Source organism: Sulfobacillus harzensis (assembly GCF_012933365.1).
GTDB lineage: Bacteria > Bacillota > Sulfobacillia > Sulfobacillales > Sulfobacillaceae > Sulfobacillus_B > Sulfobacillus_B harzensis.
The window spans coordinates 1-22,001 of record NZ_JABBVZ010000058.1 but is presented as its reverse complement, the minus strand read 5'-3'; the positions used below and the strand labels follow the sequence as shown (position 1 = coordinate 22,001).

The 22,001-nt window shown below is 57.8% G+C and carries 21 protein-coding genes; 17 read left to right on the top strand and 4 right to left on the bottom strand.

The window, feature by feature from the left end:
* Window positions 1–173: 173 nt before the first annotated feature.
* Genes HIJ39_RS14810 through HIJ39_RS14790 form a run of 5 tightly spaced genes read left to right on the top strand, consistent with a single transcriptional unit; the run spans window position 174 to window position 5,744 of the window.
* On the top strand, window positions 174–1,868 hold the full coding sequence (locus HIJ39_RS14810; protein WP_169101044.1) for a class I adenylate-forming enzyme family protein: 1,695 nt from the start codon (window positions 174–176) through the stop codon (window positions 1,866–1,868).
* The gene (locus HIJ39_RS14805) at window positions 1,865–2,764 is read left to right on the top strand and encodes a PhzF family phenazine biosynthesis protein (RefSeq protein ID WP_169101042.1); all 900 of its coding nucleotides are present in this window, start codon (window positions 1,865–1,867) and stop codon (window positions 2,762–2,764) included. Before HIJ39_RS14810 ends, HIJ39_RS14805 begins: the two co-directional genes overlap by 4 nt.
* Window position 2,765: 1 nt before the next feature.
* Entirely contained in the window at window positions 2,766–3,644 is an 879-nt protein-coding gene (locus HIJ39_RS14800) for a class I adenylate-forming enzyme family protein (RefSeq protein ID WP_169101040.1), read from the top strand.
* A gap of 35 nt (window positions 3,645–3,679) precedes the next feature.
* Window positions 3,680–4,345, top strand: coding sequence for a class I adenylate-forming enzyme family protein (locus HIJ39_RS24660; protein WP_169101038.1), 666 nt, complete (start codon window positions 3,680–3,682; stop codon window positions 4,343–4,345).
* Window positions 4,346–4,379: 34 nt separating this feature from the next.
* A complete protein-coding gene (locus HIJ39_RS14790) occupies window positions 4,380–5,744 on the top strand; it encodes a CoA transferase (RefSeq protein ID WP_169101036.1) in 1,365 nt (454 codons plus the stop codon).
* Between the two features lie 74 nt (window positions 5,745–5,818).
* Here the strand turns inward: HIJ39_RS14790 and HIJ39_RS14785 are convergent, their stop codons facing one another.
* Entirely contained in the window at window positions 5,819–6,667 is an 849-nt protein-coding gene (locus HIJ39_RS14785; RefSeq protein WP_169101034.1) for an aldo/keto reductase, read from the bottom strand.
* Between the two features lie 142 nt (window positions 6,668–6,809).
* On the opposite strand from HIJ39_RS14785, the gene HIJ39_RS14780 reads away from it, so the two are divergent.
* Genes HIJ39_RS14780 through HIJ39_RS14770 form a run of 3 tightly spaced genes read left to right on the top strand, consistent with a single transcriptional unit; the run spans window position 6,810 to window position 9,007 of the window.
* The gene (locus tag HIJ39_RS14780) at window positions 6,810–7,166 is read left to right on the top strand and encodes a toprim domain-containing protein (protein WP_169101033.1); all 357 of its coding nucleotides are present in this window, start codon (window positions 6,810–6,812) and stop codon (window positions 7,164–7,166) included.
* Between the two features lie 5 nt (window positions 7,167–7,171).
* On the top strand, window positions 7,172–7,762 hold the full coding sequence (gene def / locus HIJ39_RS14775) for a peptide deformylase (RefSeq protein WP_338055187.1): 591 nt from the start codon (window positions 7,172–7,174) through the stop codon (window positions 7,760–7,762).
* Window positions 7,763–7,768: 6 nt separating this feature from the next.
* Window positions 7,769–9,007, top strand: a complete 1,239-nt coding sequence (locus HIJ39_RS14770; RefSeq protein WP_169101032.1) for a (Fe-S)-binding protein — start codon at window positions 7,769–7,771, stop codon at window positions 9,005–9,007.
* Here HIJ39_RS14770 and HIJ39_RS14765 read toward each other — a convergent pair.
* Window positions 8,963–9,283, bottom strand: coding sequence for a hypothetical protein (locus HIJ39_RS14765; RefSeq protein ID WP_169101031.1), 321 nt, complete (start codon window positions 9,281–9,283; stop codon window positions 8,963–8,965). The genes HIJ39_RS14770 and HIJ39_RS14765 overlap by 45 nt on opposite strands.
* Window positions 9,277–9,849 carry a dihydrodipicolinate synthase family protein gene (locus HIJ39_RS14760; protein ID WP_243239729.1) on the bottom strand — a complete coding sequence of 191 codons (573 nt, stop codon included), beginning with the start codon at window positions 9,847–9,849 and terminating at the stop codon, window positions 9,277–9,279. Before HIJ39_RS14760 ends, HIJ39_RS14765 begins: the two co-directional genes overlap by 7 nt.
* An 86-nt stretch (window positions 9,850–9,935) precedes the next feature.
* Between HIJ39_RS14760 and HIJ39_RS14755 the strand changes: the two genes are divergently transcribed.
* The 5 genes from HIJ39_RS14755 to HIJ39_RS14735 all read left to right on the top strand — a co-directional run bounded on the left by HIJ39_RS14755 (window position 9,936) and on the right by HIJ39_RS14735 (window position 15,307).
* A complete protein-coding gene (locus tag HIJ39_RS14755; RefSeq protein WP_169101029.1) occupies window positions 9,936–10,421 on the top strand; it encodes an NUDIX domain-containing protein in 486 nt (161 codons plus the stop codon).
* Window positions 10,422–10,487: 66 nt separating this feature from the next.
* Window positions 10,488–11,264 carry a VIT1/CCC1 transporter family protein gene (locus HIJ39_RS14750; protein WP_243239726.1) on the top strand — a complete coding sequence of 259 codons (777 nt, stop codon included), beginning with the start codon at window positions 10,488–10,490 and terminating at the stop codon, window positions 11,262–11,264.
* A 126-nt stretch (window positions 11,265–11,390) separates the two neighbouring features.
* Window positions 11,391–12,722 carry an MFS transporter gene (locus HIJ39_RS14745; protein WP_476718343.1) on the top strand — a complete coding sequence of 444 codons (1,332 nt, stop codon included), beginning with the start codon at window positions 11,391–11,393 and terminating at the stop codon, window positions 12,720–12,722.
* Window positions 12,723–12,746: 24 nt separating this feature from the next.
* Window positions 12,747–14,165 (top strand): class I adenylate-forming enzyme family protein, encoded by a 1,419-nt coding sequence (locus tag HIJ39_RS14740; protein WP_169101027.1) that lies wholly within the window; start codon window positions 12,747–12,749, stop codon window positions 14,163–14,165.
* On the top strand, window positions 14,165–15,307 hold the full coding sequence (locus HIJ39_RS14735; RefSeq protein WP_169101026.1) for an acyltransferase family protein: 1,143 nt from the start codon (window positions 14,165–14,167) through the stop codon (window positions 15,305–15,307). Before HIJ39_RS14740 ends, HIJ39_RS14735 begins: the two co-directional genes overlap by 1 nt.
* A 344-nt stretch (window positions 15,308–15,651) precedes the next feature.
* Here the strand turns inward: HIJ39_RS14735 and HIJ39_RS14730 are convergent, their stop codons facing one another.
* On the bottom strand, window positions 15,652–16,080 hold the full coding sequence (locus HIJ39_RS14730) for a hypothetical protein (RefSeq protein ID WP_169101024.1): 429 nt from the start codon (window positions 16,078–16,080) through the stop codon (window positions 15,652–15,654).
* A 312-nt stretch (window positions 16,081–16,392) separates the two neighbouring features.
* Here HIJ39_RS14730 and HIJ39_RS14725 point away from each other — a divergent pair, with 312 nt between their 5' ends.
* From HIJ39_RS14725 to HIJ39_RS14710, 4 genes are all read left to right on the top strand, one after another.
* Window positions 16,393–16,794: a CoA-binding protein gene (locus HIJ39_RS14725; protein ID WP_169101022.1), complete on the top strand. Its 402-nt coding sequence runs from the start codon at window positions 16,393–16,395 to the stop codon at window positions 16,792–16,794.
* 3 nt (window positions 16,795–16,797) lie between these two features.
* Window positions 16,798–17,301, top strand: coding sequence for a YajQ family cyclic di-GMP-binding protein (locus tag HIJ39_RS14720; protein ID WP_169101020.1), 504 nt, complete (start codon window positions 16,798–16,800; stop codon window positions 17,299–17,301).
* Window positions 17,302–17,317: 16 nt separating this feature from the next.
* Window positions 17,318–19,966: an outer membrane protein assembly factor BamB family protein gene (locus HIJ39_RS14715; RefSeq protein WP_169101018.1), complete on the top strand. Its 2,649-nt coding sequence runs from the start codon at window positions 17,318–17,320 to the stop codon at window positions 19,964–19,966.
* A gap of 330 nt (window positions 19,967–20,296) precedes the next feature.
* Entirely contained in the window at window positions 20,297–21,421 is a 1,125-nt protein-coding gene (locus HIJ39_RS14710; RefSeq protein ID WP_169101016.1) for an aminotransferase-like domain-containing protein, read from the top strand.
* Window positions 21,422–22,001 lie beyond the last annotated feature (580 nt).

The window sequence follows — 22,001 nt, the reverse complement described above, 5'->3', positions numbered from 1 at the left end:
CTAATGTCCCACTGCGGTCGTCAAGGGTTAGTCGTCTGCTCTATCATTTCAGTCAACCTGACTTTGACGAATCCCTGCGTGAAGGCGCGGTCAGGCAGGAATTTGTCCTGTGCGCGGAGAAAGCTTCGAGGTTCTTATGACGATACCGGACTCTTAGTGATGGAGGGACAAGGATGAGCGTCGATTCATTGTTTCGCTTCGATCAGGTGTTGCGCTCCAGGGAATTGGGCGGCCGGCACTTTGATTGGGTGCATTGGGACTTATTAAAGAGGAATGCCGATCTCTACGGCGATCGCGAGGCGTTTGTGGACACATTCTATGGGGTCGAACCGGGCCGTCTCCGCCGCCGTACCTGGCAGCAAGCCTATCGTGACGTTAATGCCATGATTTTTCATCTGCTGGATCGCGCTGTGCCGCGAGGCTCGGTGATGGTGTCGCATCTCCCCAACTCCATTGAAAGCGCGTACCTCGACATCGTAACCTCCAAGCTGCGCATGAAGCACGCAGGATTGAATGTTGACCTCGGGAAGAGCGAAACGGTGGGCGTCATCAAGAAACTGGGGCCCACCGTGGCGGTGATTGTTTCCGAGTGGCATGGGCGAGAGTTTGCCGAGTGGTATCTGGAGGCCAAGCAAGCGGTTCCCAACATGCGCATTTTGGTGCTCCCCAAAGATGGCGAAGAGGTGCCTGCGGGATGCGAATCGCTCCTCGATTACTTTGACCCAGCCATCTTTACCCGCTACCCGGAAAACGCACTGGGATATTTGAAAACCGATCCGCTGGAGGTGCACGAGTTGTTGCCAACCGGCGGCACCACGGGCGTGCCGAAAATTTCCCAGCGCACGCCCATGGATTGGTTTCACGTTCACTCGGTGGCTATTGCCGAACGCGCTGGCCATGGGCTCTACGACACACGGCTTTTAATCGGCCCTCTTAGCGGGGGATCGGGACGCTTGTGGGGAGTCCACACCCCGCTTTATACGGGTGGACGCTCCATTTACCTGACCGAATTCGATGAAAAGACGGTTCTGCAGCTGACTCGAGAGGAAGCGGTCACGATATGGGTGTGGAACCCTGCCTTAATTACCCGCGTGGTGACTCATGAAGCGTTTAATGCCGAGACGATCCGCACCCTGAGACTGGTGAGCTACTCGGGGGCGCCCATGTCAGGCGAGGTGATCGAAAAGCTGTTACGCCATGGAGTGCCTTCTTTCAATGTTTATGGAACCTCGGAAGTGGGGGGCTGCATGGGCCCGATTCTCTCGGGAATCAGCCGCGATCATCTGGTGCAAGCGGCCGGCGTTCCCTACGAGGGGTTTGACGTGCCCGTGATTGACAACGAAGGTCGGCGTTTAGGGCCGGGTGAGGTCGGGGAGATTCTCATTTGGAATATTCATCATGGATACTGGAACTCCCCGGAGGAAAGCCGTGCCACCTATCACGAGGAAGGCGACGGTGGGCCGTGGGAAGGCTATCAACATACAGGCGATTTGGGCGTCTACGACCAGGACGGGTATCTCCGGGTGGTGGGACGCAAAAAAGATATGGTTCTTCGCGGCAGCCAAAACATCTTCCCCAAAGAGATTGAGGATCATCTGAGCCCGCACCCTAAAGTGCGCGACATTGCGGTTGTGGGAATGCCAGACCCGGTGTTGGGCGAGCGTGTGTGCGCCTTTGTGGTGCCTCAGCCAGGCGAGCATCCCACCGTCGAAGATTTCGCCGCGTTTTTGGCGGCGCGTGACGTGGCCAAGTTTAAGTGGCCCGAGCGGGTCGAAGTCTTGGATGCGATGCCGTTGGGGCCCGGCGGGAAGATCCAAAAGATGAAGCTCCGTGAGATGATTCAGGAGAAGCTGGCGGCTGAATCATGAGGTCCTTGGGAGCCACGGGGGTGCCGTTTTACATTGTGGATGTGTTTACCCCATCCCGTTATCAGGGCAATCCCTTGGCCGTCGTGATGGACCAGTTCGATGATGAACGGATGCTGGCCATCACGCGGGAAATGAATTATTCCGAAACGACTTTCGTCGGGCCCATCCACGACGATGGCAGTGTTTCGGTGCGCATTTTCACGCCCGGAGGGGAGATTCCCTTTGCGGGCCATCCGACGCTCGGAACCGCTTTCGTTCTTTTAGAGATGCGTGGGTTCGAAGGTAATCGGCTGGTGTTGAGAGAGGGCGTCGGCCCCATTCCTGTGTATCAAGACGGTGGAGTCTATTGGATGCAGCAAAATCCGCCGGAGTTCCAGGCGGTGTTTGAGGATCGCAAGATGCTGGCGTCTCTATTAGGGATTGAGGTTGAGGATTTCAATCCCAATCTTCCCGCTGAAGTGGTATCAACCGGTCTTCCCGCGCTGATCGTGCCGTTAATGAGCCTAGACGCATGCCGTCGCGCTTGGTTGGACGTCGCCCGCTATCGAGCTCTGGGAAGGTGGCCCGCCAGTGTACTGGTATTCGCTCCGGGTTCGATCCAGCCTGGCCATAACGTACATGTACGGGTGTTTGTGGGCGATTTGGGCATTCCCGAAGACCCAGCGACCGGCAGCGCCAATGGCGCCTTGGCCGGATATCTTCAACGCTACGAGGTGCTGGGTCGTGAGGTGAACGCCGAGGTCGAGCAAGGGGTGGAAATGGGCCGCGCCTCTTCGCTGTCGCTTCGTGCCCGTCCAGGGCAGCAGGGCGTTGCCGTCGAGGTTGGCGGGCGCGTTCAGGCTGTGGCCGAAGGCTGGCTTGTCGGGGAGTCGGTAAAAGGAAAGGAGACGATGTGAGATGACACTTCCGTCTGACACACGTCGTGAAAAGGAGTCCCAGGAAGATTTTCTCGCTCGGTTGCGTGAAAAGTACGAAGGGCGCGCCACCATGGCGCGCATGTTGAAGGCCGCCGTCGAACGCGATCCCGAAAAGACCGCGTTGGTAGACGGGACAGGTCGCCGCTTGAGTTATCGTCAAATGGGTCAGGACGTGGCCGCATTAGCGGGTGGACTGCGTGATCACGGGATCGGGACTGGAGATCGGGTGGCCGTGATGATGCGAAGCCACGTAGACTATGTGCTTGCCTACTACGCGCTCATCACACGGGGCCTGGTGATTGTTCCGTTAAATGTGCGCCTGGCGGCGCCGGAAGTGGCCTACGTGCTGGAGAACTCTGGCGCGCGGGCTGTGCTGGGGGACCCGGAATTCCGTCCCGTGGTGGATGAGGCGGTGCGGATTAATGGCACCGATATTGCGCGCTTCTGGACGGCGGATGACCCGGCCTACCGCCGCCTCTTCGAGGCCAAGCCCGAACCATGGGCCGATGTTCTTGAAGACACGCTAGCCGCCATCTATTACACGTCTGGGACCACCGGCAAGCCCAAGGGTGCGATGATCACCCATCTCAACATGACCGCCGTGGGTCAACAAAATGTTGAGGCCTGGTATTTCGATGACCCAGAAGTGGTCGAATTGGAGATTTCTCCGCTCTTTCACGTCTCCTTTCAAGAATTCGGTCCCACCATTCATGCGGTGGGGGGGACCTTGGTGGTAGATAACTTTTCGCCGGAGCGATCGTTGGACCTGATTGAGCGGGAAGGGGTCAATGCCTTTTTCGCCGTGCCCTCCATGCTGATATTAATGAGGAAGCCAATAAAAAACGGCCGCGCGACTTAAGCCGGGTACGGCTGGTCAAATATGGGGGATCACCCATGCCTAGCGAGTTGATGGTGGCGGTCCGCCAAACCTTTTCCGGGGCTCTTTTGGTCCAAGGGTTTGGTCAGACAGAGTCGACCGGAATGATTGCGGTTACCTGGCCCGGCGAGGTGTACGATTTTCCGCTCTCGACGGGTCGAGCCATCTCGGGATGTGAGATACGCATCGTGGATGACAACGATGATCCAGTTCCTGCCGATACCGTGGGCGAAATTGTCGCCCGGGGACCGCAAGTCATGGCGGGCTACTGGCAAAACCCTGCTGCAACCCGCGAGACGCTGGCCGCGGGAATGCTGCATACCGGGGACTTGGGCTATTTGGACGAGGGGGACCGGCTGTATGTCGTTGACCGGAAAAAAGACATGATTATCCGCGGAGGCCAAAATGTGTACTCGGCCGAGGTGGAAGATGCGCTGTATCAGCACCCCGGAGTTCAGGAAGCGGCGGTCGTGGGACAAAAGGATGCAATATACGGGGAGATAGTTGTCGCTTTCATTCGGGTTCGCGAGGGGCATGATCTTTCCCAAGAGGCGTTGATCGAGCACATGGCTTCTCGCATTGCGTCGTATAAGCGGCCAGTCAAATATCTCTTCGTGGATGAGTTCCCGCGCACCTCAAACGGCAAGGTGCGAAAGGTGGAATTGCGTCAGCAACTCCAGTAGGTCGGAGACCTCGCGTGGGGTGGGGGGAATACGGATGGCCGATGAAGCGATCCAAGAGATAACGGCGGCATTATGGCGTGATGCGGTTGGCATTGGACCCTTACCCCATTTTGAGGTTACGGGTCAGTCTGGCCGTCTTCCCGCCCGTCATCCGGTCGAAGCGGCCGCCACGGCGACCATCGCGGTTGCCTTAATGGCTGCAGCGACTCTTGAGCAGGCTCGGGGTCGCTCCACACCCACAATTGAGATGGATCGAGGCCATGTTGCGGCTGCTATGCGTAGCGGGTCGTGGTTTCGCTATCAAGGCCGTTCGTTGGGAATGGACTTTGCCGCCCTATCTCGATTCTGGCCCACAAAGGATGGGTGGGTGCGGACCCACGCCAATTATCCTTGGCATCGTCAGGCCCTGCTGCGAGTGCTGAAGGCAAGCGAGAGCCCCCAGGATGTGGCGGCCGCGATCGCCGACTGGAATGCCGACGACCTGGAGGCGGCCGTGTTTGACGCCGGGGGGGTGGCCGTTCAGGTCAGGACGCCGGAATTGTGGGCGCTGCACCCGCAAGGCGCTGCCCTCCAGACTGAACCGCTCATTAGGCGCTCAACCGGGGCCCCAGCGCCTAGTCGGATTTGGCCGGGCGGCGCGCTGCCCGCCGAAGGTCTTCGGGTGTTGGATCTGACGCGCGTCATTGCGGGGCCTGTGTGTACGCGATATCTAGCGGCGCTCGGGGCTTCGGTGCTACGGCTTGATCCCCCGACACGCCCGGACTTGCCGCTTGGTTTACCGGCCGATACCCTCCTGGGAAAGAAGAGCGCACAGGTGGATTTCGCTACCCCTAAAGGCCGTTCGATACTTGAACGGTTATTGTCCGAAGCAGATATTGTGGTGTTGGGGTACCGACCGGGTGCCCTTGACCGTTTTGGGCTGTCAGCGGGGAATCTGAGTCAACAATTTCCGGGGCTCGTCATTGTGGAGCTCGATGCGTGGGGGTATCAAGGCCCTTGGGCTCGGCGGCGAGGCTTCGACAGTCTGGTGCAAGCCGCCAGCGGGATTGCCTGGATTGAGGGCGGCGGCTCTGGCGCACCGGGGGCATTGCCCTGTCAGTTGCTCGACCACGGCACCGGCTACCTAGCCGCAGCCGCGGCCCTCGAGGGGGTGGTGGAGCAACGGACGGTGGGCGGAACGCCGATACGGCGCCTCTCATTAGCCCGCACCGCCCTTTGGCTGATGAGCCTGGAACGGACTCTAAACCCGGGGGAAAAGCGTCCGGATCGGTCCCAAGCCTGGATGGCCGACCTTCCCGATGATCAAGAAGCGCTCTTGCCCGTCGGGCGATGGAACGGAAGGCCGCTGACCTGGCCCAAGGCCGCCGCTCACTATGGATCGGATGCGCCAGCCTGGTAGTCCGGGCAGGGGGGAAATTGGACGCTGACCGCGCCTTAAAAGCCAGCCCCAGAGACGAGGCTGGCTCACGGGCTCTAAAGCGCTTGGTATTCCAGCTCTTCTGACGCCGGGGGGAAAGCGCGGTCAATGGCGGCCAAGTCTTCGGAGGTGAGAACCAGCTCCAAGGCTTGGCGGTTGGCGTCGATGTGGCTTTTCTGCACCGCCTTGGGAATGGCGATGACCGATCCATGATGGATGAGAAAGGCCAAGGCGATGGTTTCCGGGGTACAATCATATTTTTTGGCCAGGGTATCCAACACTTGAAACCGGCCATCGTTGGCGCTTAGACTCCGCAAATTCTTGACCGGCGAGTACGCCATCACGGCAATTTGGCGTTCGGCGGCGTATGGGATAAGGGCGACCTCGGCACGGCGATTTTCCAAGTGATATTCGACCTGGTCAGCGGCAATGGTCAAATCGGGCACGACCGACTCGGCCTGCTTCAACTGTGGGGTGGGGAAATTGCTGACCCCCACATGGCGGGCCAACCCCCGATCTTGGGCTTTCTTCAAGGCGCCAAGGCTCTCTGCCAACGGGTGATGACGGCTTGGCCAATGCAGCAAATAGAGGTCGACAGCATCAATCTTCAGCCGCTTTAGACTCTGCTCCAGGGCCCCCAGCAAGTCTGATGCGCCCATGTGGGTAGGCCATACTTTGCTCACCACGAAAACCTGGTCCCGAACATCCCGAATGGCTTCGCCAACGACCCGCTCCGCGCCGCCGTCAGCATACATTTCGGCTGTGTCAATGAGGGTGAGTCCCTGTTCAATGCCGTGGCGCAGGGCATCGACTTCGGCTGTATGTCGGCTGGGGTCGGCGCCCATCTTCCAAGTTCCCTGGCCCACGGCGGGCACGTGATGCCCATGAATGACGACTTCCTGCATGAATTCTCCTCCCCATCGTTTTCTAACAGGGTACCATATCTGCTTCTTTCTTCTCTTTCATGAAGGGCCGTGGTAGCATTGAAGAAAAGCCGTCAGGGAGGTGGTCCCATCTCGTCGTTGCACACTATGAGGGGGGATCGGCGTGGACGGATTTTTTGTGATTGTGGAAGGCAAGAATGACGCCAAGCGTTTACGCAAATTTTTGCCCGAGAACATTCCCATCGCCATGACGTACGGTATTCCCGGGCAAGACCGGCTGACGCGGCTCCGTTGGATGGCGCGTCACCGCCAAGTGGTGGTGGTCACCGACGCGGATGCAGCCGGTCGACGGATTCGACGCATGCTCAAGGACGTCTTTCCCGATGCTTGGGATATCTACACCAAACCCGGGTTCAATGGAGTGGAACATACTCCGACAGAATATATGGAGGACCGCTTCCGTCGGCTCGGCATTCTCGCCGATCCCGAAGCAGCGGAAGACTACAGCAGCAAAGGTTGATTAACGTGAAGCAGCGGATTTGGATGTTGCCGGATAAAAGCGAGTTTCTACGCCAGCGTACCCACAAAGTGAAGCAAGTCGGAGAAGCCCAAATCCAACTGGTAGAGGACTTTTTCGATACCTGGGAGACAGTGGCCGCCTATGGCATCGCGGCCCCGCAGATTGGCTCGCCCATGCGTTCTTTCATCTGGAAGGGCCAGGAGATGGAGGAGCCCGAGGTCATTTTCAATCCCAAAATTATTCGCTGGCGGGGGGAACTCAAAGATTACGACGGGTGCCTTTCGGTGCCCGGCTTCTATTGCCCCACTCGGCGTGCGGAAATGATTGAAATCACCGGGCTTGACGCCCAGGGAAAGTCGATTCGTCGGAAGTATGAAGGCTTTGACGCCCGTATTTTACAGCACGAGATTGACCATCTAGAGGGGGTCCTGTTCATCGACCGCGTGGATGACGTCCACGAAGGCTACACCCTCAAAGAAGGTCCGCCTAATGAGGAGGGGGAACCGACCGTGGTGGAAGCGGAGGTGCCACCGGAGTTGGCATCCTTTATCGAGCGGTTTCGTCGGCCCATTCCGGGCCACGCATTGGTCTGGTAGCGAGCCATGGATAATGCTGTCACTCGGGCCATTCAAGAAATTAACCACTGCAACAAATGCGGCTTTTGCTTGCCGGCCTGCCCAACCTATCAACTGACCGGCAATGAGCTCGATTCGCCGCGCGGGCGCATCGCCATGGTCGAAGGCATGCTGCACGGTGAAATCGAGGCGCAAATAGGGCTGGAAGAGAGTCTCAAATATTGTCTCGGATGCCGTGCGTGCGAAACCGCCTGTCCCTCGGGGGTGCAATATCACCTGGTGCTGGAAGCGGGCCGGGCCAAATTGGACCAAACCCGGCCAGCCCATCGCGGCTTGACGTTTGTGCCTCGGACCTTGATGCGGTTGACTCGCCACCCTAAACGCCTTCGCCGTTTGGCAGCCTTGGGCCGCAGGGCGGGGGCATTGCCGCTTCCGCAAAAACTGAAGCAATTGACACCGATGCTTGCGTATCAGTCGGAGCCCGTCAAGGTGGACGCGCGCAACAAACCCGCCACGACCGGCGCGGCTTTCTTCGCCGGGTGCGTGCAGGAGGCACTCTTTGGGGATGCCAATCAGGCCGCCGAGGCGCTTTTGCGTGCGGCCGGGTATGACCTGGTGAATCCTCCGCAGCAAACCTGTTGTGGGGCCATCGCTTGGCATGCGGGGCGGGCGCGCGAAGCGCGTCGGCTGGCGCAAAGGAACATTCAAGCCTATGAAATCACGGGTGAGGTGCCAATCGCTAACACGGCGGGGGGTTGCGGCGCCATGCTGTCCGAATACGGTGAGCTGTTTCGAGGCGACCCGGTTTGGGAGGAGCGGGCGGAGCGCTTCAGCGCCCGCGTCCGTGATTGGTCGGAACTGCTCTTGAATGCCCCGGAGCCGTTGCGGTTTGTGGGACGACAGGAGCGGGTGGCCTTGCAGAACTCGTGCCACCTGGTCAACGTGGAGAAGGCCGGCGAGAACCCCGTGGCGCTCATCCGCCAAGTGGAAGGGGATGAATACGTCCCATTGCCCAGCCAAGACCGCTGTTGTGGTTCGGCGGGAATATACAATATTCAGCACCCGGAATGGGCGGACCGCATTCTTGAGGGCAAAATGGCCGAGATGGGGGCCTATGAGCCCGACCGCCTGTTGGTGGTGAATCCCGGCTGCGCCATGCAAATGACCCTAGGGGTTGAGCGCGCCGGACGATCCACGGTGGTGGAACACTTAGCCCGCTATCTATATCGCGCCTGGCTGCAAGCCGAGAGTTTGGACCAGACGTGACAAATCCTCGGCAATGATGGGATCGGCTGGTTGGGCGGGGGCGCGAACAGCCGGCGACTGAATAAGCCCGCGTTGAAAGAAGAGAGCCTTGCGGATGGCGATGCCGCGAACCCCGAGTTGCGCCTCGTAGCGAATTAACGGAAGATAGCGGAAAAACTCGGCCTGTGCGGCATCCCGATCATTGGCCTTATGGCGCTCGATGACATGGGTAAGTATTTGCGGGTAACTGAAGCCGGTCATGGATCCGCTCGCTCCCCGATCCAACTCCTCTAGCAAGTACAGACCTCCCAGTCCTCCAAACAATCCAATTTGAGTTCCGGACGCATGCGGTGAATAGCGGCAATTTTTGAGGCAGTGGGTACATCCTCAATCTTGACGGCGGAGAGAGTCGGGATGGTTTCCGCCAATTGGACAATAAAGTCGGCAGTAAGCTTTACGCCGGTGGTCACGGGCTCGTCTTGCAAAATCCACGGCAGATCGGTGGACAGCGCAATGCGCTCAAAATGGTCAGACAACAAGCGGGGATTGTTTACGCCCGGGGGCGGAGCCACCATGAGGGCCTTGGCTCCCAAATTTTGTGCCCGCCGGGCCCGCTCCACCGCCACCTCTGTGGCCGGTGCGGAGATGGTGGCCACGACCGGCATCTTATTGCCGGCAGCGCTCACATATTGATCGACAACCAGCTCCCGCTCCCGGTCGGACAGCGCATGGGCCTCGCCCATAATTCCCAGCACAATCAGGGCTGAGGCGCCATTTTGGCCATAAAAACGGGTGAGGGCGGGAATGCTTTCATTGTCCAAGGATCCGTCTTGATGAAATGGGGTCAAGACAATCGGAATCATATTGTCCAACAAGGCGTCCACCTCCATCCTTTGCATTCCATGGTAGCATATGAGAAGACGTCGGCATAAGATTGCGAGGATTTCAAATGAAACCACCAGTAGCCAAGGGAACCATTCAATGTCCGGACTTGTCCGGCCGCTTGGGAACATACGACGCCAAAGAGGTGCGCTTTCGTCCGGCGGCCTACGGCCTTTTAGTGCGCAATGGGCAGCTTTTGATGGCGCGTTCGCGCTTTACGGGACTTTGGGACTTTCCCGGAGGCGGTGTAGAGCCGTTTGAACTCCTGCCAGAGGGCATGGCTCGCGAATTTCAGGAAGAGACGGGGCTTAACGTGGCGGTTGGATCGCTGCTCCATGTGGCCGATGGGTTTATTGCGATGTTTGGCCATCCATTTCATTCCCTGCGTTTTTACTACCGGTGCCAATTGACGGATACCTCCTCGGATCAGCTGGTTCATGACCCCGGGGAAGTCACCGAATTGCGCTGGTGGCCCCTGGATGAAGCTCCGGTTTACGCGATGCATTCATCCGACCGTGACGCGCTCAATCACCTTCAGGCCACGCTTTCCTAGAATTGGGGCACCCGTCCTTTCATAAGGCGGCATTCACCCGGGGACACTTTTGTCGGGGGTGACGGGATGTCGTCAATTGACAGCCGCGGGCCGCGGGTACGCCGAGAATCTAAGGTCGGAACGCGCCTTGATAAAAGGATGAAGGGGAGCAAGCCAAAGCAGTCGAAGAGTCAAAGCGGGCTGATTCGCGAGGGGATCTTCGGCTTTAATGATGGCCTGGTCGCAACCATCGGCTTGGTCTCAGGCGAGGCACTGTCCCATCAACCACATACCGCCATCGTCATTGCCGGGCTTTCGGCCGTCGGGGCGGCCGTGGTATCGATGGCCGTGGGGTCTTTTTTGGCCACGTCTAGCGAAAATGACTTTATGCGCCGCGAGATTCAGGAGCAGGCTCAGGCCATCGATCGTCATCCTCATCGCGAACGCCACCATGTGCTACGGTTATTGGACGAGATTGGGGTTCCCGATGAGCACAACCACGAGGTGGCCAAAAGCATTATCGCCACCCGGCCACGGTGGCTGAAGTTCATGGTGCGGGAGAACCTCGGCATCCATCAAAACCGCGCCGAAGCGCCGTTGAAAAACTCCCTGGTGATGGGGAGTTCGGTGCTGATTGGATCGGCACCTCCCATCTTGCCGTACCTGTTCTCCCTTCCCTTGGTCACGGCTCGCGATGTCAGCTGGTCCCTGTCCATTATCGCCGCTCTGGGACTGGGGATGGTGAAGGGCGTGTTGACACGCACCCCTCTTCTTAAAAGCGCGCTATCTTTTGGGGTTTTGGTTTCCCTGTCGGCCTTGGTCGGCGCCTTGATTGGCATGGGATTGGGCGCCCTCGGGGCGTAACGTTCCACTATATGGAAAACATTCGCCCAACTTCAGGAAAGCTTTAGGTTGCATTCAGTCCGTCCTTAAGTGTTCTTGGTATCATAACAGACGATGCACAAGAACCCGAAAGGGGCGGTGTTGCGCGTGGAGCGAAAAATTTGGGGCATTACCCGGTCACAGGCCTTTTGGCTGTTGCTGGCAGCTTTGGCATGGTTCATTGAATCCTATGATATCGGGCTTATGAGCGTGGTATTGCTTCCGTTTAAACAGCTCTTTCACCTGACGGGCTCGAATACCGGGATCCTGGTCGCGTCGGCGACCGTGGGTATCGTCATTGGCGTGGTGCCCTCCGGGTACCTGGCCGACCGTTTAGGGCGGAAGCGTCTTTTGGTCGCCTCATTAATCGTTTATTCGGTACTGACCTTTTTGACCGGCTTTGCTCCGGGATGGCAGGCCGTAGCCGTGCTTCGCTTTTTGGCCGGCTTAGGGCTCGGGGCTATGTTCCCGCTCCCCTACACGTTGCTGGCGGAATTGAGTCCCAAGCGGGTGCGAGGTCGGGTGGCCGGAATTTTGGATGCCTTTCTTTCTATCGGATATTTTGCCGCTCCCTTGGTGGGTGGTTGGATTATGGCCACCTCGGGCCTCACGACGGGTTGGCGGGTTCTGTTCTTCTTGGGCGGCGGAGGACTTATCTATGCGGGAGTGCTGGCGTTGTTCATGCCGGAATCGCCCCGTTGGCTCAAAGCGCACGGACGGGAGTTGGACGCTGCCCGGGTCTTGGCGCGCATGGGCCCCGAGGCACGCGAGGAAGTCGCGGCTCTGGAGGTGGACACCACCCCTCGACGCCCCTTCGTCGTGGTGTGGTCTCGTCCGTACGCACGCCGCACGTTGATGCTGTGGCTGGCCTTTCCCAGCATCTTGTTTGTCTTTTACGGTATCATGAATTTCATGCCGACGATTTTGACTAAGGAACACTTGACCGGCCCCGCGGTCTTGGAGTTTGCCGCACTCATCATGGCAGCTTCAATCCCCGGCAAGTTTTTTGAGGCTTGGCTTGTGGAGCGGGTGGGTCGGAAGGCTGTTCTAATTAGCTTTACGCTCATCGCTGCTGCTGCCGCGCTCCTGTTTCCGACGGTTCGCTCGGATGTGGGGATTGTCGGCATTGGGATGGTGCTGGCGTTCTTCGGGGTTTCGGTTGACCCGGCCATTAAGATTTTTTCGGCCGAGCAGTACCCAACGGCGATTCGTGGAACCGGGGTAGGGCTGACAGAGGGCGTCGGTCGATTGCTGGGAGGCGCCTTGGCGCCATATATTATGGCTTTGATGTTGAGCTCCAGCGGCATCGGCGGCAGCTTCGTCTTTATTGCCGCGGTGGCATTGGTTGGGGCTTTGTCGGTGGCTATTTTGGGGCGCGAGACGCAAGGCCGCGTGCTGGAAGAACGGGTACAGACGGCGCCAGCCGCACGGGCGCTCTAGTCGGCGAGGGGAGGATGCGTGTTGTTGCAGCAGTGGAAGACCCTTCAGGATGTCATCGGCGAGCGCCGCTCGCCACGCCCTTACTTGACCGAGGTGGGCGGGTCGACTTGGACCTACGAAGAATTGGCCCGTGAGATGGAGCGGCGGGGGCGGTTGCTGGACGCTTGGGGCGTGCATGAAGGCCATCGGGTAGCCTTGATGGTGCAAAAGCCCGGCGAATTTATCCTCTGGTTTTTGGCTTTGTTGTACAAAGAGGCGATTGTCGCACCGATAAATCCTGCCGCTCCGGAAACTGATGTCCGCCGCACCATGGAAAAGAGTCAAGCAAATTTTCTCTTTGACGGGGTTCATCCTCCGGTGTTGTCGCCGCTATCCATGTCCCGTCCTACTCGAGGCGGTGGGGTGATTTTGCTCACCTCCGGGTCAACCGGAGATCCTAAGCCGGTCGGTTTGGGAATCCGAGCTTTGCTGCACACCGCATCGCAGGTCGTGGAGGCGCATCGCCTGACGCCTCAAGATCGCGGATTTTCACCACTGCCGCTCTTTCACATCAATGCCTTAGTGGTGGCTGTATTAGGGAGTTTGGTGGCGGGGAGCAGTTTGGTGGTGGATGATGGATTTCACGCGTCCACCTTCTGGTCGGTGATTGACGAGCAACAGGTGTCGTGGATTAACGCCGTGCCATCCATTTTGACCGTGCTGAGCCAACGCCCGGAAATGCCCCGCGCCGGTCACCGGGTGCGTTTCATCCGTTCTGCCTCGGCCCCGCTGCCGCGGGCCATCAGAGAGCGGGTGGAGGCACGCTTTGGCATTGGCGTGGTGGAGACGTACGGGATGACGGAGGCGGGGAGTCAAATTGCCGCCAACCCATTGCCCGGCGAGGGCAATCGCGCAGGGTCGGTCGGATTGCCGTGTGGCATTGAGGTGCGGATCGTATCCGAGGACGGCGAGCCAGTTCCGGCGGGCGAGCGGGGATCAGTGGAGATTCGCGGACCCGGCGTGCTTGACCCGAATTGGGGTCCCAATCAATGGGCAAGACGGGTGATGCACGCGGGCTGGTATCCCACTGGCGACTTGGGATTTCTGGACGAGGATGGTTTCCTCTTTCTTGAAGGCCGCAGTCGCGATATCATTAACCGCGGCGGTGAGAAGATCTTTCCGCGCGAGGTTGAGGAGTGGCTGTTGCGGCATCCCGAGGTGGCGGACTGTGCTGTGGTCGGGCGTCCCCATCCGATTTTGGGAGAGGAGCCGGTGGCCTTTGTCGTGGCTCGCGACGAAGAGGCCATGGACATTCCCGGATTGGACGAATGGGCTGAACGCGGGTTGTCCCGCTTCAAGCGCCCGGCTCAGTATTTTGTGGTGAAAAGTTTGCCTAAAGGCAGCACCGGTAAAATCGCGCGGCAGGACCTTCGCCAGCAAGTGCGCGAAGGGGGCGCCGGATAGTGGCGGAAAAGAAGCGCTATGTGGAAGCAGCCGACTTTGTGCGGGCGCTGACCATTGCTTCGGTCGTGGCGGTTCATTCCACCTGGTATATGGCCGATGGCGCGCACTGGGTTTCGTCCGGCGCTATTTTGTCGCTGTTGCATTATACCCGTGAGTCATTTATGGCGTTGACGGGCTTTGTTCTCACTTATTCGCTGTTTGGCAAGCAGCTTAAATGGAAGGCGGTCTGGATCAAGCGCTATAAGCTGGTGTTGTTCCCCTATATGATTTGGAGCGCCGGCTACATGCTACTCTTTGGAACGTTTGCCGGTGTGGGCGTATTCTTTATCACCTATGGGAAGAATCTGCTTGACGGCGGTGCATGGTTTCACCTCTATTATCTTTTGATTACCATGCAGTTTTACTTGGTGCTGCCGCTGTTCTTGCGCCTTATGCGGGTGGCCAAGAAGCATCCTATCGCCGTGGTTGTGGGCGCAATCATCTTTCAGCTCGCGTTGATGGCCTATGATCAGTATGGCGTGGGTCCGCATCCCACCTTTATCAACCGCTACACCGGAGACGAGGTTTGGACCTATACCGTCTTCTTCGTGGTGGGGGGGGTGGCCGCGTTGTATTGGGAGCAGGTGCGCGAGTGGCTGAAGACCCATTTCGGCACGGTGCTCTGGCTGTCGGCGGCCACGGCAGCCCTGATGGAAGCGGAATTTTTTGTGCAAACCTATTTGGGGCACAATATGACCAAGGCGGATTCGGTGCTGCAGCCCGCCATGATTCCCTGGGCGATTATGATTATTGCGCTGTTGGCCGCCATTGGCGTGCGCTACGAGGCGGCCCGGTGGGCCTCGCCGGGGCGCTGGCCGGTGATTAAGTGGCTGGCGGACTTAAGCTTCGGCATCTATTTGGGCCATCCCATGCTGTTGCAACTCTGGACCAATTTGTTGGCGGCCCACAATTTCTATCATCCCTCGTTCCTCACTGATGCGATAACGGTGGCGGTGTTGATTGCGGGAACGGGGTTTGCGGTGTGGCTCATCTCGCTCACGCCGGTCAGCACCTGGCTGATTGGACGGGCCAAGGTGCATGGACGGTCGAAAGCGGTGCGGACGGAACAGTCGTCGGTGGCGGGACGGCTGCAAGAGTCCTAAAAAAGAGCTCGGAGCAACCCGAGCTCTTTTTAATGGCAAATATTACGAGGTACCCAGCAGTTTTTCTAACTCGGTTTTTTTAAAGCCAATGACGACATGCTTGTCGCCGCCTTTTTCAATAATCGTGGTCGGGGTGCCCATGGACCCCAAAGCGGACAGGTCATTCACATAGTCGGGGTTAGCGCCTATGTCTCGTCGCTCGAAGGAGATGCCTTTTTCTTGCAGCCACGCTGCTTCCTGACGGCAGGCGCTTCATCCGGGTGCGGTGTAAACAATGACGCGAGCGTCCAAAACTGTCACCTCCGTCCCTAGCTTATCCAACCGGAGCGGAGGCAGCAAGCTAACTAGAGGGAAGTTAATAACATTTGAACAATAAGCACCGATAGGGAGCCGCCGAGGGTGGCAGCGGCTACGGGGACCCAGGGAGCCTTCAGGGTACGGCGGACAAGCCAAAAAATGGCGATAACCACCCATAACCCGGCCGCGGCATATAAGTACGGCTGAAGCCAGGGCACCAGTCCCAGCAGGACAGCAAGGGCCACCCAGCCGGACAGCACGATGACGTCGTGCTTCACCTGATCCACCGAGGCTTGCCGGACCTTCATGCGGTTGAGAAGGAAATACATCACCCAGGGCAGGAGATAGTAGGCCAGTACGAAAACGAAGAAGACATCAATGCCGGCAGTGATGAGGGTAAAGGGACGAAAGCCAATTCGGATGCCATCAACAACCATGGCAACCAGCGCCGTTAAAATGGCGTTGCCCCACAGCATGCGATCGGTCCAATAAAAGCGGCCCGACCCCCCTAGCGGGGCCCGGATAAAATTCTTCCAATAAATGCGTACGTCATCGAATTCGCCAGAGTTTTGTTGAGGGCGATAGGACGATGTGGGCGATTTGGACCGCGCGCGGTTGGCGCGTTTCTCACGTCTTCGCGCGCGAAAAGGGATTGGGTCCTTTTTGTCCAAGGCGCACCTCCATGAGGCGTTTTCTTCATTATACCGCGAATGGCGTGGGCGGACGCTAATTGAGATGACAGCCTTTATACGCTTTCGCTATACTGGGAAGGCAAAAGAGGTGAAACCATGACGGATCGCATTGGGGAAATTTTAAAGAATAACAAAACCATCGCGGTGGTTGGTCTATCGCCCAAACCGGAACGGGCAAGCTATAAGGTGGCGGCCTATATGCAGCAGCATGGATATCGCATTATCCCCGTTTATCCCCGCGGTGAGACCATTCTCGGCGAGAAGGTGTATCCCCGCTTAGAGGATATTTCCGAGCCGGTAGACATTGTTGATGTGTTTCGGAAGTCCGAGGATACCCCGCCGGTGGCGGAATCGGCGGTGCGGATTGGGGCCAAGTGTCTATGGTTGCAACTGGGCATCCAAAACGAGGTGGCGGAAGCGATTGCTGAGGCTGGCGGCCTTCAGTATGTCGAAAACCGCTGTATCAAAATTGAGCATGAGCGAAGGATGGGGGACTAAGGCGTGCCAAAAGAGAGTTCATTTGACGTGGTCTCGGAACCCGATTGGTCAGAGGTGTTGAACGCCATTGATCAGACGCGGCGGGAAGCCAATACCCGTTATGACTTTCGGGGACAAGACATTGAAATTGATTATGACGCTGCCAACCACGTCATTACCTTGGACGCTCCCGAGGGTATGGTCATGGACTCGCTGAAAACGGTGTTGGGCGAGAAGATGGCGCGTCGCTCGGTGTCCTTGAAGTTTTTGGATTTTGGGCCGGTGGAATCCCATGGCATGAGTCGGGCGCGGGTTTCGGTGACAATCAAATCGGGAATCGAGACCGATTTGGCGAAAAAAATTCAAAAGGCGATTCGGGGGCTAGGGCTCAAAGTTGAGCCGCAAATTCAAGGGGCAAGCCTTCGGGTGAGCGGAAAGAGCCGCGACGATTTGCAAGCGGTAATTCAATTCCTTAAGGGACAAGATTTCGGGATTGAGTTAGCGTTTACGAACTTCCGCACCGCCTGAAAGCTTAAGGGGAACTATGGCATACCTAGAGAGTCGCCCGGCGGCGCATCCCGAGCCACGATCAGTTCGTTGGTGGTATCCCGCGGCGTTGACGGCCCTTGTGCTGGTAGGGATTCTTTTGCGTGGCATTGGGGTGGGCCGGTACCCGGGTCTCATTTACGATGAATATTATTATGTCCCGGCAGCGTTGGTGCTGTTGGGACGAAAACCGCCGGTAGCCATTAAGCATTTGGTGCCCGGCATCGACCCCAATCTTCTTTCGCACCCACCCCTGGCCAAAGAACTGATTGCGCTCAGCATCATGATTTTGGGGAATCATCCTTGGGTGTGGCGCTTGCCAGGGGTCGTGCTGGGGGCTTTAGCTCCGATTGCCGCGGCTGGCATTGCCTACCAACTCTTTCGGCACCACGGCATTGCGCTTCTGGCTGCAGGGCTAGCCAGCGTTGACGGCTTGCTGTTAACCATGAGCCGGGTGGCTTTGCCCGATTCGACAGCGGTGCCGTTGGTGCTGTGCGCTCTTTGGGCACTCGTCAGTGTGAGCCAATATCGCGAGAGCCGCGAGAGCAATCCTGGGTGGCATTGGATTGGGGTCGGCATTCTTCTGGGACTGGGGCTGGCGGCGGAATGGATTGGCGGGCAGGCTATTCTTTTAGCCTGGGCGTGGTTGGGGTTCTCCTCCCAGAAGCTTCGTCGGGAATATCGGCGCTGGATTCCGGCGACCACCGTGGTTCCCTTTCTCGTTTATTACGCCAGTTACTTTTATGCGTGGGGCTCGGGCTTTCAGCAGAGTTGGCTTCCGAAGAATCCATTCGTGGCTTTTTTCAAATTGCAGTGGCTCATGCTGAAAGACATGTGGAAGTTGCGCTTTTTCCATCCCTGGACGGCCAGCGTTTGGACGTGGCTCGGGATCCCGCGGCCGACGGCCTTGCTGTTAACCACAAAGAGCTCCGAGACGATTCGTTTGATGGCCTTTTCCGATCCCATTTTGGTGTGGATGGGGATTGCGGCACTGATCGCGGGATTGGTATTGCAATGGCGAGTGCCAGCTCAGCGACGCGCTTGGCTCTTTTTAGCCGGCTGGTTTTTAGCGTTTTACGGCACTTGGCTGTTGACGCCCCGATCCAAGTTTCTTTATTACTTCACCACCGCCTCTGTCGGCTTAGATATCGCGGTGGCGGCGGGGTTCTGGCTTTTCTGGAAGGCGTGGGCCGACCGTCGGGCGCTCCGCTTGGTTCTTGGCGGGACTGCCGCAGTGGGTGCTCTTAGCATCTTCTATCTATTGCCCCTATGGGTGGGAATGGCTATGCCCCGCCCATTTTATCATGCGCTCTGGTGGCCGCCTTCCTGGAATCCTCGGGTACAAAGCACTAAGACGCGTACGCAAAGCTTTCCGCTTACCTATCATCCGATGCGCCAAGCGCTCGGAGACTGGAGGCTGAGGGGATTTGCCCTGAGCTCGTCGTCGCCCAACGTACCTAGTCCCTGGGTGGAGTTTCGTGGCAACGGCACCCACAACAGCGTGTTTTCGGCTGGATTTACGGTTTCCCATGGCTACAGCCTATATCTCGGCACCAAGCTGGTTGAAGCCCCGACGGTTTCGGGCGATATCGCCTATGTCGGCACCAATAGCGATGCGCTTTACGCTATCAATTTGGTGAGCGGCCAGGTGCAATGGTCGGTCGGCGTGCCCAACGAGGCCATGACGGCGCCCTTAATCGACCAGGGGCTCGTGGTGATTGGCATCGGCAATAATGGGTTTCGCGCCTATCACAAGGGGCAAGGCTGGATTCGCGGTCAGGGTTCCAATGGGCTCTTGGCCTTCAATGCCGCCACCGGCCGGGAAGTGTGGTTTCATGCAACGCGGGGCGAAGATATGGCTACCCCAGCCATTCGAAACGGGGTGGTCTATGAGATGACCGGGGATGGCGGCTTCATCGCCGTGAGCTTAAAGACCGGCCAGTTGTTGTGGCAAAAGCGACTGGGCGGCTTCGACAGCATGTCCAGCTTGATGATTGTGGGCAATCAGGCCTACTTTGCCAGCAATGTCTACGACACCAGCTATCCCGCCACCCGCTCAACGGTCTGGGACATCAATCTTTCGAATCACACGGTGAGGTGGTCCAGGAATCTTCCTGTGGCGTCGGGATTATCTGATTGCACCCTGGCCATTAATGATGGGCGGATCTTTATTGCCGGGGTTCCATCGATAAGTCAGCATGGCCAAGGCAGCACCGTCTCCAATGCGCTTTATGCGCTGAATGCCAACAACGGCCGCATTCTATGGTCCCATGATTTGGGCCATGGCAAGATCCGAACCCTTGAGGAAGAGGAAGAGGGAATTCCCTTGGCTGTTAATGGCACCGTCTACATTGGGAGTCCGGCCTTTCCGGAACTATTGGCGTTTCGGGCGGCGAACGGTCAACTCTTGTGGAAGAGCAAGCTGCCTATGCCGGTTACCGCAAATCCGGTGTTGGTGGGCAACCGCCTCGTGGTGGCGGGCATGAAAGGGAGAATTTTCGCCGTGAGTGCCAAGACCGGCCAAATTGTTGGCCAAGACCCAACGCGATTCGGGTTGATTGGCCCGGCAAGCCCCTTAATTGTGGGCCATACACTGGTGCAATCCACCCTCCAAGGCCGATTGGCCGTGCAGCCGCTTAAACCCTGAAGCATTTGCTTAAGCGGCCCGTCGAGCGTGAAACGCGAAGGGCGGAGGGTGTCCTCGCCGGGCGCGGGGCCGGGCGAGCCCCTCTAGGGGGAAAAAAGTCACCAACCGCAACGCCATTCAACCGGTGATGCCCACGGTTCACAGTCTTTCGGCTGCGGGCGGAGCTCTCCAGGGGAGAACCGAAAGACTGAATCTAGAGACCGGTCGTGGATGTACCGTAACAAAGAATGAATCCAGGAAGGATGAGCCATGAGGATTGACTTGTTGGCGTCTTTTCCCTTAGCGGCAGCCGCTAGGCAATCTCTCAAATATCCAGAGCCCGGAGGATGGATGCAACCCTCTTATGACGGGTTAATTAACCTTGCCAAGGGGTACCCTTTCCCTGAGGCGATCCCGTCGGACGCGTTAACGCAAGCGATGAAACGTCTCTCCGAGGTCGAAGGCGATGTGGCTTTTCAGTACGATGGATCGCCCGCCACCGAATACCTTAAGGATTGGTTGAAGGCAGAAATGATGCGGCGCAACAGCTGGCGGACCGGCGACGACATTCTATTAACGTCTGGCGCGTTGCAGGGGCTGGATTTGCTATGCCGCATTTTTTTAGACGAGAGATCGGCCGTTCTCATCCAAGCTCCGACGTACATGGAGGCCATCGAAGTTTGCCGCAATTATACGGATCACATCGTGACCTTCGATACCGTGGCGGAAGACGCGAATGCTGTGGAACGCGAGTTGAGGTTGACCGAGGCCAATGGACATCCCGTGCGCCTAATCTACGTCGGAACGTCTTTTCAGAATCCCACCGGGTATGTGATGTCGCCAGAGTTTCGCCGGGATCTCGTTGCGCTGGCCGAAAAATATGACGCATTTATCGCCGAGGATGGCGCCTATGATCAGTTGTGGTTTGAAGAGCCGCCGCCTTTGCTCAAAAGTTTTGACAGCCTTGGCCGCACAATGTACCTCGGGACCTTCTCAAAAACGCTGGCGCCAGGATTGAGAGTAGGGTGGGCGTGCGGCTCGTCGGTACTGACGGATCTCATGGGGCGGTTTAAAAAGGATCTGGGAAATCCCCTGGTGACCGGGATGGTCTCCTACGTTATCCAGTTTCACAACTATGACGCACACCTTCAACAGTTGCGCGCCGCCTATCGCCGGCGTGCGGCACTCATGGAATTTGCCTTAGTCGAGTGGATGCCGCCAGAGTGTCAATGGCTGCCTTCCCAAGGCGGATACTATCATTGGCTGAGCTATCCTGCGGTTGTCGATGGGGAACGCTTGAGAGCCCGTTCCTATGACCAAGGCGTTAACTTTTTACCGGGTCGGCATTTCTATCCGCACGCGCCACGAGACGTGTCGGCCCTCAGAGTGTCTTTTAGCTATGAGAGTGAAAGAAACCTCGTCGAAGGTGTAAAGAGGCTGGGGAACGTCATCCGAGAGATGTTGGCAGGGTCATAGGGGGGGGGAGTGCCAACCCTTGGCTAGGACGCCGAGTGGGAATGCCCGATGTTAAGAGGGCTCACATTGCCGATGATATGCTCGCAGGGACGAACTAGATGTGTTGTTCGCTCGCGTAATGGAATCTCACTGACCCCGCAGTCATAGAGCCCGAGTACAGGCTCGCACATAACGCCAGGGCGATTTTAACTGATGTCCGCGCGGAGATTCTGGGGTTTGCGACCATCCTCGCGCGTTCCCTGTGCAAGTTTTCGGTGGCGAGCCAGCAGACTGTATCCAATTCGGGCCAGGTTGTCTGATAAATCGACCTGGGTATTGCCCCACGATGGGTGTCGGGCCTGACTTAAGGCAAGCCGCTAAAAATGCCTGAACATGGCCAGGGATCCGGTCATGCCGATGTTTTGTCCTCCGTGGTCGTGGATCTTCGAACGACGGAAATTGTTGATCAACCCAACGGGGTGGTGTCGGCATATCTTCCGTTAGGGGTCCTTCCGTATCCTAGATAGATTCTGCTGAAAAAGTCGGTCCGTGTCGATGACCCAGACGGGAACACCATTTGGGCAATGGGGATGGGGGGCCT

Bases quoted from the DNA above. Each gene is read 5' to 3' on its own strand.
- HIJ39_RS24660 (WP_169101038.1), top strand. From the start codon at position 3,680: ATGCCTAGCGAGTTGATGGTGGCGGTCCGCCAAACCTTTTCCGGGGCT.
- HIJ39_RS14770 (WP_169101032.1), top strand. From the start codon at position 7,769: ATGGATAATGCTGTCACTCGGGCCATTCAAGAAATTAACCACTGCAAC.
- HIJ39_RS14760 (WP_243239729.1), bottom strand. From the start codon at position 9,849: ATGATTCCGATTGTCTTGACCCCATTTCATCAAGACGGATCCTTGGAC.
- HIJ39_RS14725 (WP_169101022.1), top strand. From the start codon at position 16,393: ATGACGGATCGCATTGGGGAAATTTTAAAGAATAACAAAACCATCGCG.
- HIJ39_RS14790 (WP_169101036.1), top strand. From the start codon at position 4,380: ATGGCCGATGAAGCGATCCAAGAGATAACGGCGGCATTATGGCGTGAT.
- HIJ39_RS14755 (WP_169101029.1), top strand. From the start codon at position 9,936: ATGAAACCACCAGTAGCCAAGGGAACCATTCAATGTCCGGACTTGTCC.
- HIJ39_RS14800 (WP_169101040.1), top strand. From the start codon at position 2,766: ATGACACTTCCGTCTGACACACGTCGTGAAAAGGAGTCCCAGGAAGAT.
- HIJ39_RS14715 (WP_169101018.1), top strand. From the start codon at position 17,318: ATGGCATACCTAGAGAGTCGCCCGGCGGCGCATCCCGAGCCACGATCA.
- HIJ39_RS14710 (WP_169101016.1), top strand. From the start codon at position 20,297: ATGCAACCCTCTTATGACGGGTTAATTAACCTTGCCAAGGGGTACCCT.
- HIJ39_RS14810 (WP_169101044.1), top strand. From the start codon at position 174: ATGAGCGTCGATTCATTGTTTCGCTTCGATCAGGTGTTGCGCTCCAGG.
- HIJ39_RS14750 (WP_243239726.1), top strand. From the start codon at position 10,488: ATGTCGTCAATTGACAGCCGCGGGCCGCGGGTACGCCGAGAATCTAAG.
- HIJ39_RS14785 (WP_169101034.1), bottom strand. From the start codon at position 6,667: ATGCAGGAAGTCGTCATTCATGGGCATCACGTGCCCGCCGTGGGCCAG.
- HIJ39_RS14730 (WP_169101024.1), bottom strand. From the start codon at position 16,080: ATGCTGTGGGGCAACGCCATTTTAACGGCGCTGGTTGCCATGGTTGTT.
- HIJ39_RS14805 (WP_169101042.1), top strand. From the start codon at position 1,865: ATGAGGTCCTTGGGAGCCACGGGGGTGCCGTTTTACATTGTGGATGTG.